A 14,355-nucleotide genomic window follows, 5' to 3' on the forward strand; every position below is an offset into this window, starting at 1 on the left:
CGCCTTGGGTGTGATGGACCGTTTGGTATTGAGCGACGCGGCGTGGGAGCGGATAGCGCCGCTGATCATAGGGCGCCCCGATCAGAAGGGCTCCACCGGGCGCGACAACCGGATGTTCGTGGAAGGTGTGCTGTGGATCGTGCGTACGGGGTCTCCCTGGCGCGATCTTCCGGAGGTGTTTGGGGACTGGAACAGCGTGTTCCGGCGCTTCAGTCGATGGAGCATCAAGGGTGTTTGGTGGCGGATCTTCGAGGCGATGTCCGATGATCCGGACTTCGAATATCTGATCGTCGATTCCACCATTGTTCGGGCGCATCAGCACGCCGCCGGCGCCAAAAAGGGGGGTCTGAAGATCAAGCGGAAGATCAAGCGATCGGCCGCTCGCGCGGCGGCCTGAGCACCAAGATACATATGGCCGTTCGAGGCTTGGGATGTCCGGTGCGGTTCACGCTTACCGCAGGTCAGAAGGGCGATGCACCGCAAGCCGCCGCATTGATCGAAGGCTTATCCGCCGAGGTCGTCATGGCCGATACGGCCTATGACGCCGATCACTTGCGCCAAGCCATCGCCGCCAAAGGCGCGCTCGCCGTGATCCCCAACAACCCGTCACGCGCGCTCAAATATCCACTCGACAAGCATTTCTATGCCCAGCGTCATCTCGTCGAATGCTGCTTCTCAAAGCTCAAGCAGTTCCGCCGCGTCGCAACCCGCTTCGAAAAAACGGCCCGGAACTACCGGGCCGTCGTCACTCTCGCAGCCATCGTTCTATGGATGCGCTAGTGTCCACACCACCTAGGGCGTCAGGACCACACGACTTCACCGTCCGCTTCACACGCATTCGTCGACTGCGCGCTCGGCGTCCACCGCATCTCACCGCAACACCCGTGACGATGCGCAAGCGCCCCTCGATCGGGTGAGACGGCGGATTCATACATCGAGTTCCACTTCTGATAAAGCGAAATATTTTTGCTCGCGAGCATTGACAGGTTTTGCTGAGTTGCCCGTCGGGTTGTTTTGTCGCAGCCAGATCGCGCCGTCATGGCACGATCCGGGACCTGTCCTCATAAACATCGGCGCGCGAGGGCGAGGCGGAAAGTCGTCTCGCTCTCCCGCAATCGTCGGCTTTTGCCCGAAGCGGACTTGGCGCCAGTCACCGCCGAAGCTCGTGTTGACCCCTGCCGAAAGGGGCCCCTTATGGTAAAACTATTTCATGTCTCAATTTGTCGTCTGCTCGCGAAACGCCAAGTCGACGGTCCTCAATATCAGCCGTCGAGCCTTGCTCGCGTTCATAGGAAGCCTCGTTGCCCTCCCGATTTCACGTGCTCAGGACAATGCGGCCTCAGGCAGCAGCAACGATTTTGAGCATCGTATCCAGCGCATCGTGAATGCCCTAAGGCCTGCTATCGCCGACGCCAGCGGTCGTCCGATGAGGCTTGCTGATCGGATGAACGAACTGCACGTTCCTGGCGTCAGCATCGCCGTGATTCATGGCGGCGGAATCCAGGCCCGCGGGTTCGGGGCCGCCACCATCGGTGGTCCGCCTGTAACGCCTGAAACGTTGTTCCAAGCGGCCTCAATCAGCAAACCGGTTACCGCTGTGGCGGCGCTCGCATTGGTTCAGGCCGGGAAACTCGATCTCGATGGCGACGTCAATTTAGCCCTTAAGACCTGGAGAATTCCTGTTAACTCGTTCACCGATCAATCAAGGGTTACACTTCGAAGCCTGCTGAATCATTCGGCTGGTATAACCGTTCCCTATTTTCCGGGATATCCTGCAGGTGCACCCGTTCCGTCACTCGGCGAGGTTCTCAACGGCGCGCCGCTGTGGTGTCGTGCCCTAGCCCGGTTCGAGCTGTCAGCGCATGATTGGTTTGCACTATGCGCGCCTGCAAACACCGCGCCTGTCATTGTCGATCACGAGCCCGGCGCCAGGTTCGCGTATTCTAGCGGCGGCTATACTATAGTGCAGCAATTGCTCATCGACGTAACTGACAAGGCGTTTCCAGAACTGCTTGAAGAACTTGTCCTCAAGCCGTTCGGAATGACCCACAGCAGTTTCCTCCAGCCGCTGCCCAAAAATGTCGCTCAAAATGCCGCAACACCCTATCGAGCGAGCGGAGCGCCGGTACCGGGAGGTCCCCATACCTATCCGGAATTGGCTGCCGCGGGATTGTGGACGACCCCTACCGACGTCGCGCACTTTGCGCTGGGTGTGCTGGATGCATGGACCGGCCGCGACACATCCGTGTTGTCTCAGGCCACGACCCTTCAAATGCTCACACCGGGTCTTGGCGATTATGGACTGGGTCTGATTGTTCGCGGAGTCTCGCCGCATCGACGATTTCAGCATAGGGGCGTCAATGATGGATTCGTCAGTTCGATGATCGTGTTCGAAAATGGTGATGGCGCCGTTATCATGACGAACGGGGCTCGCGGTGGAGAACTGGCCAGCGAGCTCATGCAAAGTATCGCAGCGGAATATGATTGGCCGGATGGCCAGCCCTAGGATGATTCCGCCAATCAACATAAGCTGGCAAGCGTTGGGTTGATTGGTCGGAAGCGATCCGGGCGTTGACCGTGTCTCTTTGAATGTCCGTTGTTGGAGAGGAAGCGGACGCGACCAATTTACGAGTCCACGTCCTACGCCGGCGGCAGGCCGAGCGACTGGGCGGCCTCCATCCAGCCCGGCAATTCGCGCTGATACAGCGCGTTGCTCTCCTTGAAGCCGATCGCCGGCTCCAGCACGAAAGTGTTGAGAACCTCCTTCACCTTGGCATCATCGTTGGCGGCGACGCAGAGCTCGGACAGCCGGTCGACGATCGGCTGCGGCGTCGCCTTCGGCACCGCCCAGCCCGAGAAGCCGCTCAAGGTGAAGAATTTCGATGTCGCGCCTTGTTCCGGCAGCGTCTTGATATCCGGGATCGCGGCGACCTTCTTGGAGTGCACCGCGAAGACTGTGCCGCGGCCGCTCTGCAGCGCGGATTGCGCAGCGGTGTAGCTGCCCATCGCGACATCGAGCGTGCCTTCCGCGAGCCCGGTCCACATCGGCGCTTCGCCACGATAATGGATCGGCTCGATGGTGAGGCCGTATTGCTTGTTGAGCTCGTTGATCGTCATGTGCGGCGCCGAGCCCGCGCTGTAGGTGCCGAAATTCACCTTGCCGCTGCTGCGTGCATGGGCCACGAAGTCCGCCAGCGTCCTGACGCCGAGCTTCGGGTTCGCGACCAGGAGCAGCCCGGCACCCGGGATCACGCTGACCAGCGTCAGGTCCTTGTCCGTGTCGTAGCCGGGGTTCTTCATCATCGCCCGGTTCATCACATAGGTGGCCGAGATCGAGCAGAGGATGGTGTGGCCGTCGGGCGCGGCGCGCGCGACTTCCGCCGCACCGATCGATCCCGAGGCGCCCGCCTTGTTCTCGATGACGACGGTCTGCCCGACCTGCCGCGAGATGTATTCGCCGAAAGCGCGCGCCAAGAGGTCGGTCTGCCCGCCTGCGGGATAGCTGCAGATCATCCGGATCTGCCGCGACGGCCACGCCGCCTGCGCCGACGCCCGGCGCGACAGCAAGGGCATCGCGGCAGCCGCCGCGCCGGCAGCGATGACGTGACGGCGACTGAATTTTACCAAAGCGATTCCTTCCCTGAATTTTCAACGAGGTTATCGCATCGTCCGGCGACAGCGACGGGACAGATTGGCGCAGCGGGCGCGTCGGGCCGGACGCGACAGCCGACAGGCAGACGACCAGTCGGCGATTGTGTACGATAAGGCTCCTGCACCGCTCTCCACCCGTGATAGGATGGGTCCGATACAGACTAGATCGATGCAGCCCGGTGCGACGTCTGGAACGGTTGCGGGATGGCCAAGCGGACGAAGAAGACACAACCGCAGACGGGATCGCTCGCCCCCACCACCCGATCTCCAACCCCACGCTTACAAGGCCGCGAGCAGGACGTTGCTCTTATCGATCGGTTGATCGACCGCATCGATCAAGGCGGATCGACGCTCATTGTCAGCGGCGAGCCCGGAATCGGGAAATCGACCCTGCTCGAAATCGCCAGGCAGCGAGCCGATGAGCGCGGCTTTTCGGTCCTCAGCATGGCTGGCGTCCTGGCCGAAGTTCATTTGCCGTTCGCAGCGCTCGAGCAGGCATTGCGGCCTCTGATGAAGCAGGCCGCGCGCCTGATTCCCCGGCAACGGTCGGCGCTGCTGGCCGCCTTCGGCATGCATGACGACGCGGGTCCGCCCGATCTCTTTCTGGTGGGGCTGGCGGCGCTGTCCCTTCTCACCGAACGCGCAACGCGCGGGCCCATCCTACTTGTTGCCGACGATGCCCAGTGGCTGGATCAGGCAACCTACGAGGTGTTGGCGTTCATCTCGCGCAGGCTGAGTTCGGACCCTATCGTTCTGCTGCTGGCCATGCGCGATGGTTTCAATCGTCCGTTTGGAGATGCCTCCACACTGCGGCTGCATCTTGCCGGACTTGATCGCGTCGATGCCGAGCGCCTGCTGGACGCCAACGCACCGGGCCTGTCGCCCGATCTGCGCGGCCGCTTCCTCGAACAGGCTGCCGGCAACCCGCTGGCCCTTGTCGAACTGCCGCGCGGTGAGCGGGCAACGGAAGCGCGCGATGCACCGTGGCTTCCACTCACGGAGCGTCTGGAACGCGCCTTCTCGAGCCGCGTGTCGGACCTTCCAGATTGGACCCGAACCCTGCTGTTCGTGGCGGCGGAAAATGACGGAACTTCGCTGTACGAAGTTCTGCATGCCGGCGAGGCGGTATTGGGCGTGCGGGTCGGGGTCGACGCCCTGGCGCCGGCAGTCGGCGCCGGACTGATCGAGGTCGACGCCACCGACGTACGTTTCCGCCATCCGCTGGTTCGCTCCGCGATGCATCAGGCGGCTGAGCTGGCGACGCGTCAAAAAATTCACGCAGCGCTGGCGAGGACCATTCAGGATCAGTTGGATCGCCAGCTATGGCATCGCGCGGCGGCGACGATCGGACCGGACGACGAACTGGCGGACGAACACGATCGTATGGCGACCCGGGCATTGCGGCGGGGCGCAGTTGCCATGGCGATCGCGGTCCTTGAAAATGCGGCCCGACTGAGCAGTACGGCGAAAGCCAGGAGCGACCGTCTGCTGCGGGCTGCCGAACTTGCAGCCGATCTGGGACAACCAGATCTCATGGAACGTCTGCTCCGCCAGGCCGACGTCGATGAAAGCGACCCGCTCACATCGGCCAGGATCGGCTGGTGTCGCGAGATCGGCCAACCTCCGGCGATCGATGATCCCGCAAAGATCCCGGCCCTGCTTGGATTCGCCGCCCGGGCCCACGCCGCAGGCGCCACGGGTCTGGCAGCCAATCTTCTTTGGCGTGCCGCGCAACGCTGCTGGTGGAGCAGTGCAAGCGACGAACTCCGCACCAGGGTTTTTGTTGCGGCAGACCGGCTGAAGCTGCCGGCGAGGGATCCTCTTCTGCTCGCGATCTCCGCCTATGTCGAACCGCTTCGCCACGGCGGTGACGTGCATGTCAAACTCCACGAGCTTTCCAGAGCAAGGGATGGCGATCCAGTCGTTGCGGGAATCCTGGGAAGCGCTGCGAATGTCATCGGCGCCTTCGATCTCGGCACAGGCCTGCTCGCCGGGTCCAGTGCCGCGCTACGCGCACAGGGCCGGCTCGGCGATCTTGCGCGGGTGCTGTTCGCGCAGGGTTGGGCCGAAATGGAAGTCGGCGACTGGACGAGTGCGACGAGGGAGGCCGAAGAATCGGTCCGGCTTGCCGAAGAGACAGATGGCACCTTGTGGATCGCGGCGGCCACGATCCTGAAGGCGCACCTCGCCGGAATGCAGGGCAATCTGGAGCAATCCGAAGCGCATGCGGCGCAGGCGGAGCGCCTGATCGTATCGATAGGCGCCAGCTTCCTGCTCGCAATGCTGCAGCTCGCGCGTGGCATTTCCGCGATCGGCGCAGGCCGGCACTGGGAGGCCTATCAACATCTGCGACGTCTGTTCGCACCTGCCGATCCAGCTTTCAATTCCGGTCTCCAGTTCTTCGGACTTGCGGATTTCGTCGAATCCTCTGTGCTCTCTGGCAACGCCGAAACGGCCCGTGCGGTGGTCGACGAGATCGAGCATGGATCGGCCCCGACGCCGGTCCCCTGGGTCGAAACCATGCTCCACTACAGCAACGCGCTGCTTGCGGCACCTGAGGATGCCGAACAGTCCTTCTTGCGCGGTCTCGGGCCGGCTGCGAAGAGATGGCCATTCCTGCGAGGACGGCTTCTTCTCGCCTATGGCGGCTGGCTGCGCCGGCAGCGGCGTCCCGCCGACGCGAGGGCCCCGCTGCGCGAAGCCCGCGACATCTTCGACGCACTCGGTGCTTCGCCCTGGAGCGACCGCGCGCGGGAGGAACTACGCGCTTCAGGGGAAGCCAGCCGCCGGCGGTCCGAGCAGGTATGGGAGACGCTGACTCCACAGGAGCTTCACATCGCGCAACTCGCCAGTGAGGGCCTCTCCAACAAGGAAATCGGGGCCAGGCTGTATTTGTCCCACAGAACGGTCGGCTACCATCTGCACCGGATATTCTCGAAGACCGGCATCACCTCACGATCCGGCCTGCGCCACATTCTTGCCAGGACCAGCCCTTCCGCGAGCTAACCGACCGGTCACCGGACTGGTCATTCGACAGAAGCGACCGCTCCTCCTTCCGGGATACCCAGGTGTTGCGTGCAACCCCTCTCCTGAGAGAACGACCGTGAAACGCTTCTCGTCACTTGCCATCCTTAGCCTCGGAGCAATGCTCATGACCCAAGCCGCCGACGCGGCCCCGGACGCCGCCACTGACCCTCGGATCGATCCTCAGATCCGTTCCTTCCTCGCCAAGCTCAACAAGGACCCCAGTCCGTTCTGGGAACTGCCCCAGCCAAAGCCGCAGCAGATTGTCTCCGACCTGCAGCGCCAGACGGCCGTCGATATGTCCGGCGTCACGACGTCTGAACAAACGATCAACCAGGATGGCCGGACCGTAAAGCTGTACATCATGAAGCCGGCCCAAACGAGCGCCCGGCCCGGCGTCGTGCTGTTCATTCATGGCGGGGTCTGGATCGTCGGCAATTTCGAGAACCATCAGCGCCTGCTGCGCGATCTCGTCGTCGGCACGGGGCAGATCGGGGTATTCGTCGAGTACACGCCGCTGCCGGAGGCCAAGTTTCCGACTCAGCTCGAGGAGAGCTACGCAGCCCTGCAATGGATCGCGCAGCATGCGGCGGAGTTCGGTGCTGACGGCAGCCGGATCGCGGTCGCCGGCAATTCGGTCGGGGGCAACATGGCCACCGCGCTTGCCCTGATGAGCAAGGACCGCAGCGGGCCCAAGATCAGCTTGCAGGTGCTCCTGATTCCGGCGACCGACGCCAGCGTCGATACCGGTTCCTATCGCGAGTACGGGACCGGCCGTTTCCTCGCACGCTCGTTCATGAAGTATGGCTGGGATCTCTACGCTCCCGACATCAAGACCCGCGACAATCCCTATGTGTCGCCGTTACGCGCCAGCATCGACCGGCTCAAGGGCCTGCCGCCGGCGCTCGTCATCACGGCGGAAAACGACCCGCTGCGCGACGAGGGAGAGGCTTACGCAAGGAAGCTCAAGGATGCCGGCGTAGCCGTCGCCGCGGTTCGCTACAACGGCACGATCCATGACTTCGTGTTGCTGAACGCGATCCGCAAGGTGCCTTCCACCGAAGCCGCGATCGGCCAGATCAACGAGGCCCTGCGCCAGCATCTCGATCCAGCCACCCACTAAAGCATAAAACGCCTCAAAACAACAATCTGCAGCCCCGTTCCTATTCGATCGGAACGTGGCTGCAACGCTGCGATCGGCGCGGCGGCGTCTCGGGCTGCCGCGCCGATCGTACGATATCTGAGTCCGCCCAGAACAGCGGCGGAATTTGACCGACGTTCAGTGGCCATCGCCCTCAATGCGGCCCTTGACGTTGAGGCGCGGCGCGGTGGGTTATGCCTGCAGCTAAGCCTACGAAGCCGCACGATTCGATCGCACCGACATCGCCGCAACCTTCTGCGCCAGCCGCTGCCGGCCGACGAGGCCGGCGGTGGCCAGCATGACGACGCCGCCAAACCACCACGAGCCGATCACGAACTCCCAGGCCCGCGGCGGAATCTCGTCGAAGACGATGCCATAGACCGACACCAGCGCGGCCAGCGCGGCGAGGAAGATGCCGCCCGCGCTCAGCAGCTCGACGACGTCGATGCGCCCCGTCGCGCGCACCGTCAGCTTGGGAACATCGATGCCGAGATAGAAGCCGACCGCGCCGACCACGATCGTCGTGGCGATGAAGGCAAGTGTGCTGAAGACAGCGACGTTGCCCTTCGCCAGCTGCGCGGCGACGAAGGTGCCGGCCATGGCGCCGGCCATCGCCAGCCCGGTTCGCTGCATCACATGCGCGGCGCGGCTGACCATCATCAACTCGCGCGCGAGCACGGCTCGCTCCTTTCTGGTCACGATCCTCATCTGCAGTCTCCTTTCCAGAGCTTCGGTCCGCAGAGGCGGTGAACCGATCTGTCCCGGCATTGCGAGCGAAGTGAAGCAACCCATCGCGCGGCAAGTACAGCGATGGATTGCTTCGTCGCTATCGCTCCTCGCAATGACGAGGTAGATAGGTTCACGCCCTGACAGAATCGAAGCACGCCATTTGCTATTCGATCGCTAGAACGGGTAGTAGCGGACCTGGGTCATGACGATGTGGTCGTCGGTCTTCGGCGCGCCGCCGACACCTTCGAAGGCGAAGCGCTGGTTGTAGGAATACTGCACGCCGGCCTTGATCGCCCCGTAATCGCCTTTGAAGATGGTGTCGTAGAAGCCGACGGTGTACTGCCTGACCTGCGAGGTGTTGGCGTTACAAGTCGCCGCCGGCGAGTTCTCGATGTTGCAGCCGAGATTGTTGTAGAGCGGATTGCCGTAGCCGAACGGCACCGTGCCGACATTGGAGAACGTCGCCTTGGTCTTCTCGAGGCCGGCATAGGCATAGAGATCGAGCGACGGCGTCGTGTGCCAGACCGTGCCGATCAGGAATGCCGTGATCGGCAGTGGCTGGATCGAGCCGTCCTGACGCAAGGTCGCGTCCGGGAACGGCGTCGCGGTAAAGCGGCCGAGCGCGCCGTGCGACGCCGAGCCCTGCAGCTCCAGCAGCTTCGGCACGATCTCCGCCGAGAAATGTCCGCCGAAGCTCACCGTGTTGACGTCGTGATTGGCGAAGTTGAAGTGGTCGTAGAAGTCGCGATACATCGCCCAGCCCTCGACATGCAGCTTGTAGGGCCCGAGCCGCGGATCCCACGCGCCCTTCACGGTGAAATCAGGCACGTGGTTGAGGCTGACATTGTTGGCGTTGTTGAAGAAGCTGCCGCCCGGACCGGTGAGGTTGACCAGCACGTTCGGATTGAGCACGCCTTGCGGTCCGACCGCGGGCGTGCCAACCAGCGGCGTGTTGCCGCCGAAGAACGAGGTCTGCGCATTCTCCGCCGAGACCGCGAGCTTGAACTCGGGCCCGAAATCCTGCCAGACGCGAATGCCGGGCTGCCGGGCCGCGAGGAAGCCGGGCACCGATTCGAAATCGATCACGCCGGGCGCATCGACCCCGCGCGGATCGATGCCGGCCTTGCTCGGCGCATTGAGCGACCAGCTCTGGCCTGCGAGAAAATGCAGGCCGAGATCGGTGCGATCGATCTCGATGCTGGCCTGGCGCAGCCGCGGGTTGAAGGAGTTGGTTGCGACCGAATTCGCGGTCTGCGCCGCGCCTTCGAGATCCAGTTCGCCGTAACCGGCGACACGGGTGTTGGCGAACACCTCGGCTTCCGCGAGCAGCGAGAAGCGGCTCTGCCGCGCGGAGAAGCGCGATTCGTCGGTGTTGAAGTTCTTGCTCTGCGGGAACGGAATGAAGTTGTAGACCGAGCCGGTGTCGGAGGCGAGATTGCGGCTGCGGTAGATGCCGGTGAGATCGACCCAGCCGCCGAACGTGAAGGTGACGCCCTTGTAGCAGAGCTTGCCCGAGGCGCAGGGATCGAACGGCACCGGCGCCTTCGCCGCCATCTGCGTGTTCTGTCTTGTATTCTCCCTTGCGTTCTCTCTTGCGGCCAGCGCCTCCTCCTTGCGCGCCTGCACCTCCATTTTCTGTTCGAGCTGCCTGAGGCGCGTCTTCAACGCCTTCAGTTCGGACGCATCGTCTTCCGCAAACGCAGAACCAGTCGACAGCAGCATGCTGCCGAGCAGAATTCCCCCGAGAATTCGCATCGCTTATCTCCCACGCGAGGTTGTTTCCTCAGGCGAGAGAGCGGTATTCGGGGAGTGATATTCGCCCGGAGCCGGATTATTCCGGTCACGTTTTTCTCATCGCGATCGCGGGAATGTTTAGCGGCAGCGAACGATATCGCGCGCGAGGGATTAAGGAGTGCGCCCGGTGTGGTGGACGGATTAGCGTAGCGTAATCCGCCATCCTGGTGGGTTTGCGCGGCGGGTTACGGCTTCGCCCAACCCGCCCTACGAGGTTACTTCGACCTGCTAACTAGCTCCGTCATTGCGAGCGAAGTGAAGCAATCCATCGCGCCGCATATGCGGAGCGATGGATTGCTTCGTCGCTGTCGCTCCTCGCAATGACGGAGCTTCACAACGTCCATACGCTCAGAACAGCGGCGGAATCTGTCCGACTTTCAGCGGCCCCAGAAACACCGCGCCGTCGGCGAAGCGCAGCGGGAAGCTGCGCGCCTTCTTGCCTTCGAGCGAGGCCTCGGTGCCAAGCGAATTGATGCCGGCGGAAATGCCGGCATTGGCGTTCTGCTTGATCACCTTGCCGAGGCCGGGAATCGCGCGATCCAGCGCGCCGAACAGACCCTTGAGGTCCTGACTCTTCACGCCCGGCGCGACGCGGTCGAGCGTGGCCTGCGGCACGCCCTCCTCCAGCATCTTGTCGATGCCGAGCGCAGGGATGACGCGCTCGAGGCCGGCGACCGTCATCTGCAACTCGCCCTCGATCAACCCTTGCGCGTTCAGGCGCAGCGTGCCGGCCGCGACCGAGACGACATCGCCCTGCTCGATCCGCGATTGCTGGATCTCGACGCTGCCGCCGGCCGCCTGGATCTCGCGAAAGCGATCCGGCCAGGGCTTTGGTGAGAAATCCTTCAACCCGTTGAGCCGCGCATGGATGTCGGCGTTGAACGGCTGGGCGAGCAGCGGGTGCACCTCCTGCAAGGTGCCGCCTGATATCTGCAGCACGGTCTCGATCGCGGGATTGTCGGGCGCCGAGCCGTCGACCTGCCTGCCGTGCAGCTCGATGTGATTGACGTGGGCCACCGGGATCGGCGCGACACCGCCGATCCGGTCGATCGCGAGATCGTCAAACACCAGCGAGGCGCGCTGCGGCACCGCCGGCAGGCCGACCACGCTGCTGCGGCCCAGCTTCCAGTTGACCTGCAGCGTCGGCTGCGCGTTGCGCTCGGCGATCGTCGCCGGTCCCTTGAACTCGGCGATCACGCGCTTGGGATCGTAGACCTGCGCCACCACCAGGATCTCGGCCAGCCGCGCCACGAACGCCATCTGCGGCGAGGCGGTCTGCGACACAAGCATCACGCTCGGATCGGTGCAGCGGACCTCGAAGCGGAACGGGTAACCCGCCACCGAACGGTTGCCGCAATCATAGACCCGGCCGGCCTTCGCCTCCTGCGCGCGCCAGGCATCGGCCTGCACGCCGACCTCTGAGGCGGCGAAGAACCAGAAGCCGCTCCACGCGACCGCGGCGATCAGGACCGCGACGGGGACGGCATAGAGGCCGAAGCGCGAGCGGCGGCGGGGGGCGGAGGTCAAATCGGACATGCGGCGTCCTTTGGCGGGCGAATTTGTCAAAATCTAAGCGGCGGCAAGCCCTGAACAAGCCTTGCGCAACCCTTTGAGCAAGCCTTGATCAACCCTTGGAAACATCACGGAATTTGCTTCGCTTGGGCAGCGTGTTCTGCTAGCCCATCGGTGCAATGGCTGCAAATCCCCTCAACTCCGAAACCGCCGACGGCGACCTCTGGGTGTTCGGCTACGGCTCGCTGATGTGGAAGCCGGGCTTCGAGTACCTCGAGCAGGTGCCGGCGCGGCTGATCGGCGAACATCGCGCACTCTGCGTCTATTCCTTCGACCACCGCGGCACGCCGGAGAAGCCCGGCCTGGTGCTCGGACTCGACCGCGGCGGCGCCTGCCGCGGCATCGCGTTCCGCGTTGCCGCCCGCCTGCGCCACGACACCATCGCCTATTTGCGGGCGCGCGAGCAGACCACCAATGTCTATCGCGAGGTGATGCGCTCGGTGTGGCTGGAGAACACGGCGCGCGATCGCGTCAGTGCGCTGGCCTATGTGGTCGATCGCGGCCATGTTCAATATGCCGGGCGGCTGTCGCTGGCCGAACAGCTGCGCCTGGTGCAGCAGGGCCACGGCCGCTCCGGCAACAACCGCGACTACGTGCTCTCGACGGTCGCCGCGATCGAGCAGCAGGGCTTTCGCGATCAGCCACTGCATCAGCTGGCGGTGATGCTGCATGATGCGGGCGCGACGCTGCATCGCGACGCGCGTGCGACGGGCGGGGTTGATCCGCGCTGAGGCGCGGTGGGCCGGCAGCATTGATGAACCAGGCCGATCTCGTAGCAACCATTAGCTCTTTCGGTTGTGTGCGATTGAATTGCCCGATCGCCGTTGAGACTGACGCCGTGCTCGCGGCCATCAAGGCGTGGCCTGTCGAGGGTGGGATGTGGCAGCATTTGAGCGACGGCCATCCTTGACGGCCGCTGTGCGCGGCGTCCTTGTGACGGCAGGTCGGGACGAAGAAACGGTGCCCCGATCGAACAAAGAAACGCTTCAGGTCGCCGGGGCGACGACTGGCAAGTGAGCTTGCCAAGGGGTCGCTCGGGCCACCACGGTGTTGATGAAGATGAGCAACTTCCTGGCGCAGGCGATCAGGGCACGCTTGTGGCCTTTGCCGGCGGCGATCAATCGTTTGTACAGGGCCATGAGCTGCGGATTCCAGCGGAAAGACGCCGCCAGCGCCGCAGCATAGAGCGCATGGCGCAGACGTTTGCGTCCACCGTCGATGTGACGAGCGCCGATGTGTTCGCCGCTGTCGTCGTCATAAGGCGCAAGGCCCGCAAGTGCTGCGGCCTGCTCGCGGCTGACCTGGCCGATCTCGGGCATCCGGACCAGGACGGAGACCGCAGTCGGCAGCCCGGCCCCACCGACGCTGTAGATCAGGTCGAGCCGAGCGGCGAGATCGTGCTGCTTGCGGATCGCTGCCACCAGAGCCTTGAACTCGACGCGTTCGCGCTTGGCCAGACGGGCGATGTCGTCCTTCCAGAGCTTTTGGATACGCGCGTCGCGGCAGCTCTCGAGCCGGTTCTTGAACCGCGCGATATCTTCTCCGATCTGATCGATCAGCGTCAGATGCCCGGCCAAGGGCGGCAATCTTGCATCGGGTGCCGGGTGGATCTTCTTGACCGCAGCGGTGCATGCGGCGATCAGCGCGGCATCGATCCGATCGTTCTTGGCACGCTGCCCGCGGTATTTGGCATAGGCACGCACCTGCGCCGGCTGGAACACCACGACGACAAACCGCTTGCGCCGCAGCTCGACGACGACCGGCTGCTCATAGCCACCGCTCGCCTCGATCCCAATTCGCCTGACCTTATGGCGCCCAAGCCACTCCAACAGCGTCTTGTAACCTTCCGCCGTGTTCTCCACCTGCAGCTGCTCCGAGCCGTCATCGAGCGCCACGTCGAGCTTCCGTTTGCCGGTATCGATCCCGGCACAGATTGTGGTACGCTTGGCCATCTTCCTCGACCCTCCCTTGTGATGCGAACCTAAAGTTCGTTCAACCATGCGGGTCCCGATGAAGTGCCGATCGCGATCTTGCTACGAATAACAGCCCTCAAGGCTTCGATGGGTAACGATCCGATCGATCAGCGGCCCAGCCCGGGCGGCCACCCGAGCGGGGCCATTCCTCACGGAACGAGGCCAGTCTAACCCAGCGCGCTAATACAAGGATGGGTGGAGCGCAGCGATACCCATCAATTGCATCCGCGCAGTGAGGTGATGGGTATCGCTTCGCTCCACCCATCCTACGCAAATCATCCGCGCAGCCGTTGCTGCGATACCCTCTCCATCACCTGCATCGATCGGGCTTTGTAAACTGGTTGTTGCCAGATCGCGCTTTTTCGGCGCGCGGCGCGGTCCATCCGGCAAATCACGGCAGGGGTGTGGCAGCGCCCTGTGACATTTAGGCTTTTGCATCGCGGCGCGGACGGATAGAAGCTGAGCCGCAAA

The 14,355-nt window shown here is 63.5% G+C and carries 9 protein-coding genes and 1 pseudogene; 5 read left to right on the plus strand and 5 right to left on the minus strand.

Annotated features, from left to right (window positions below; genetic code table 11):
* The first annotated feature begins 4 nt into the window (after positions 1 to 4).
* A pseudogene (locus V5279_RS40145) lies at positions 5 to 780 on the plus strand (IS5 family transposase).
* A gap of 430 nt (positions 781 to 1,210) precedes the next feature.
* On the plus strand, positions 1,211 to 2,506 hold the full coding sequence (locus tag V5279_RS40150; RefSeq protein ID WP_338692349.1) for a serine hydrolase domain-containing protein: 1,296 nt from the start codon (positions 1,211 to 1,213) through the stop codon (positions 2,504 to 2,506).
* 134 nt (positions 2,507 to 2,640) lie between these two features.
* Here V5279_RS40150 and V5279_RS40155 read toward each other — a convergent pair whose 3' ends face one another.
* A complete protein-coding gene (locus tag V5279_RS40155) occupies positions 2,641 to 3,573 on the minus strand; it encodes a tripartite tricarboxylate transporter substrate binding protein (protein ID WP_338701657.1) in 933 nt (310 codons plus the stop codon).
* Between the two features lie 282 nt (positions 3,574 to 3,855).
* Between V5279_RS40155 and V5279_RS40160 the strand changes: the two genes are divergently transcribed.
* Both V5279_RS40160 and V5279_RS40165 read left to right on the plus strand, forming a co-directional pair.
* Positions 3,856 to 6,657, plus strand: coding sequence for an ATP-binding protein (locus V5279_RS40160; RefSeq protein WP_338692350.1), 2,802 nt, complete (start codon positions 3,856 to 3,858; stop codon positions 6,655 to 6,657).
* A 145-nt stretch (positions 6,658 to 6,802) separates the two neighbouring features.
* Positions 6,803 to 7,798, plus strand: coding sequence for an alpha/beta hydrolase (locus V5279_RS40165; RefSeq protein ID WP_338692351.1), 996 nt, complete (start codon positions 6,803 to 6,805; stop codon positions 7,796 to 7,798).
* Between the two features lie 228 nt (positions 7,799 to 8,026).
* Here V5279_RS40165 and V5279_RS40170 read toward each other — a convergent pair whose 3' ends face one another.
* The 3 genes from V5279_RS40170 to V5279_RS40180 form a co-directional block, all read right to left on the minus strand.
* Positions 8,027 to 8,524 (minus strand): hypothetical protein, encoded by a 498-nt coding sequence (locus V5279_RS40170; RefSeq protein WP_338692352.1) that lies wholly within the window; start codon positions 8,522 to 8,524, stop codon positions 8,027 to 8,029.
* A gap of 195 nt (positions 8,525 to 8,719) precedes the next feature.
* Positions 8,720 to 10,300, minus strand: coding sequence for a hypothetical protein (locus V5279_RS40175; RefSeq protein WP_338692353.1), 1,581 nt, complete (start codon positions 10,298 to 10,300; stop codon positions 8,720 to 8,722).
* Between the two features lie 387 nt (positions 10,301 to 10,687).
* Entirely contained in the window at positions 10,688 to 11,875 is a 1,188-nt protein-coding gene (locus tag V5279_RS40180) for a DUF2125 domain-containing protein (protein WP_166299362.1), read from the minus strand.
* A gap of 155 nt (positions 11,876 to 12,030) precedes the next feature.
* Between V5279_RS40180 and V5279_RS40185 the strand changes: the two genes are divergently transcribed.
* On the plus strand, positions 12,031 to 12,642 hold the full coding sequence (locus V5279_RS40185; protein ID WP_338692354.1) for a gamma-glutamylcyclotransferase: 612 nt from the start codon (positions 12,031 to 12,033) through the stop codon (positions 12,640 to 12,642).
* A gap of 255 nt (positions 12,643 to 12,897) precedes the next feature.
* Here the strand turns inward: V5279_RS40185 and V5279_RS40190 are convergent, their stop codons facing one another.
* Complete coding sequence (locus V5279_RS40190) at positions 12,898 to 13,863, minus strand: IS110 family transposase (protein ID WP_338692355.1); 966 nt, start codon at positions 13,861 to 13,863, stop codon at positions 12,898 to 12,900.
* Between the last annotated feature and the right edge of the window lie 492 nt (positions 13,864 to 14,355).

The organism is Bradyrhizobium sp. 26S5 (assembly GCF_036923295.1).
Classification (GTDB): domain Bacteria; phylum Pseudomonadota; class Alphaproteobacteria; order Rhizobiales; family Xanthobacteraceae; genus Bradyrhizobium; species Bradyrhizobium septentrionale.